Annotated in this window: 4 protein-coding genes; all 4 read left to right on the top strand. The window is 43.2% G+C overall.

Features of this window, described 5'->3' with window-relative positions; genetic code table 11:
• Window positions 1-577: 577 nt before the first annotated feature.
• Window positions 578-811, top strand: coding sequence for a hypothetical protein (locus QZP87_RS01025; RefSeq protein WP_291321066.1), 234 nt, complete (start codon window positions 578-580; stop codon window positions 809-811).
• A 32-nt stretch (window positions 812-843) separates the two neighbouring features.
• On the top strand, window positions 844-1,494 hold the full coding sequence (locus tag QZP87_RS01020) for a helix-turn-helix domain-containing protein (RefSeq protein WP_291321065.1): 651 nt from the start codon (window positions 844-846) through the stop codon (window positions 1,492-1,494).
• A gap of 588 nt (window positions 1,495-2,082) precedes the next feature.
• Entirely contained in the window at window positions 2,083-2,433 is a 351-nt protein-coding gene (locus tag QZP87_RS01015) for a hypothetical protein (RefSeq protein ID WP_291321064.1), read from the top strand.
• Between the two features lie 55 nt (window positions 2,434-2,488).
• Window positions 2,489-2,680 (top strand): polysaccharide biosynthesis C-terminal domain-containing protein (locus tag QZP87_RS01010; RefSeq protein ID WP_291321063.1); only part of this gene is annotated, 192 nt, incomplete at its 3' end.

Genomic DNA, 2,680 nt, shown 5'->3' with positions numbered 1-2,680 from the left:
GGATTGCAAAAGCAGGGCTGGGCACCCAGAACGACCCACCCCACCTCTAACTTACCCATCCTACGTCAAACGCAATGTGTGTAACTTAACCCTTTTTTTACCCATTTTACGTCAAACGCAAAGTGTGTAAGTTAACCCACTTTTTACCCGTTTCGCGTTTGACGCAATGTGTGTAACTTAACCCTCTTTTTACCCATTTTGCGTCAAACGCAAAGTGTGTAACATACGGCTTATTTTACACACTTTTTGCAAGAGAAAACTTGTCTCCCGGACCAAGCCAGGAAAAGCCAACGATATCTGAAACCGCTGATTTCCAATATTTCCTTTGGCCAAAAAAAGATTGTTTACAAAGTTTGTTATCTTGACAGTCAATAGTTCTCTAGCAAAATATTGTGGTTACTGACAATCTCCAGGATTCGAAATGTCCGGAACATTATCAGATTTAACCTCCAGGTTTTTTACCTTTTACTTTTAACTCTCAAGTCGTTACCATCTTGCTTTAAAAGCATAATTTTCAACTTATGCCCTACTTTTTCAGTTTACAACATGAGCTATGTTGTTTTATGGATCAATTAACATGAAATACGATGAACTTGCAGCTAATGCCCGTCTGCAGAGGGTGTTCAGGCCCAGATATAAACTGAACCAGCCAGGGCTTATTTCCCACATTACTCAGAGGGCTGCGGGAAAAGAGCCTCTTTTTCTGGAAGAAAACGATTACCTGGCCATGCTTGGTATTCTCAAAAAATCAGCTGAAGAGTATCAGATCAACTATCTTGCCCTTTGTCTCATGCCAAATCATGTCTTCTGATCCAACCCAGGGAAAAGAATCTATTCGAGACCATGCGCTATATTTTTTCCAGGTATGCTTTATGGTTCAATAAAAAATACCAGCGAAAAGGTCATCTGTTCGGCGGTCCGTACCGTCAATCCGTGTGTCTTGATCCGACCTACCTGCTGGCTGCTTCCGTATATATACATCTGAATCCTGTCCGGGCGGGGCTGGTCAAGGACCCGACAAAATACAGATGGAGTTCCTGGTCCCTTTATTGCAAAGATGAGCCTGCCCAATCTTTTGTTGATCCTGGACCTGTGCTTGAACTGCTGGACAAGGACAAAATCCAGGCTTCCAGACAGTATGAGCTTATTTTAAGGGAAGGGGCTGGCTTAAAACAAGACAATCTTTTTGAAAAAAAAGGCACGGTGGAGAAATTTTGTTTCATGCTGGAAGAGATGTTTCCATCCATTTTTAAAAGAATAGCCAGGGCCTGGGCTTCCAGTCCAGGGGAGAAGAACACTGATTCCGAACCTAACCCGGTTGAAAAGCTGAGCAAGGAATTTAAGGACATGCCCGCCTCCAGAAATACTGCAACCAAGCAAGCCCGTAGATATATTGTGGAGCAACTGCTGGCCAGGGGCTTTCAAAAAAGCGAGATTGCCGCCCGCCTGGGCGTCTCTAGAAAGACAATTTACAATATCCTGAACTCAGAATAAGGCAAACACATTATTATGAATCTACGTGATGCATGCGACCTGCTTAAGTCCCTGCCCCCCAGATCCATGCAGATAGCTCTACGCCCAGGGCTGGCTCGTGTAACAGCACATCAAAGCGTCAGCATTCCGTGTGCCTGTAGTCAGCACTGAAAGTTTATTAATGGTTATTTTTTATCATCAGGCAGTGTCAACCATATCAGTGAATTACCGCTGAAATGCTGTCAGAAAAAAACAAGAAATTTAGACAGGATTAACAGGATTGAAGACCTTTTAGCCCGCCTTCCGGGCGGGGTGAAAATGCTTTTCTCTGTAACAGTTTAGCCCTTTTTAAGGAAAGCAGGGGACAGGCACTCCGGGACCCACTTGGGCATCATTTTGTGCTCAAAATGTCTCGATTTCTGGGACAAGTGGGTCCCGGAAGAGCCAGTCCCCATGCCACATGCAAAGCGCTAAACAGATACTTTTCTCTTAATCCATCTCTTAATCTATGCCTGCCACGCGTCTTTGGCGTGGTTAATCCTGTCAAAAAATTATTTGCTTTACTTGGGTTGCGAGCATGGCCCGCATTAGAAATGAGAGGAAAATATTATGCAGATTATAAAATATTGGACCAAGATTCAAGGTGAACAGATCTCTTTACCTGAAGAGGTTACAGAAAATATAAATCCTGATGATGGGGTGGAGGTTATAATCAGGCCGCTAAAAAGCAATACCAGTTCTGATTCGGATATAGAGCAGGTTTTAAAAGCTATAGATAAAAGGATGGAGGAGAAATACCCCAATATAGCCAGTCCCATAAATCCAAAAATCAAAGATATTGTTGGGATCTCAAGTGAAATAAAAGATCGGTACTCAAGATATTCTGACAAAGAAATTCTGACCATGGCCATAATGGAAAAACATCTTGAAAAAGGAGAAATCCTTGAAAGCCTTTTTTGATACCAAAGTTATTATAGATATTCTGTAACAGTTTAGCTGCTCCACAGGGGTCTTCATGAACATGACCGGCAGGCAAAAGGCCTTCAGAAATATTGTCATGACCGCCGCAGCAATAAACATCATCCTCAATCTCATCCTCACCCCAAACTTCGGCATCTACGGCGCAGCCATATCCGGTATGACCAGCATTATCTTCTGGAACCTCTACACCCTGGCCTACATCAAAAAGAAACACGGCCAGACCATC

This window comes from Desulfonatronospira sp. (genome assembly GCA_003563255.1).
GTDB lineage: Bacteria > Desulfobacterota > Desulfovibrionia > Desulfovibrionales > Desulfonatronovibrionaceae > Desulfonatronospira.
The sequence above is the reverse complement of the archived record's forward strand: the minus strand, read 5'-3'. Positions and strand labels throughout refer to the sequence as shown.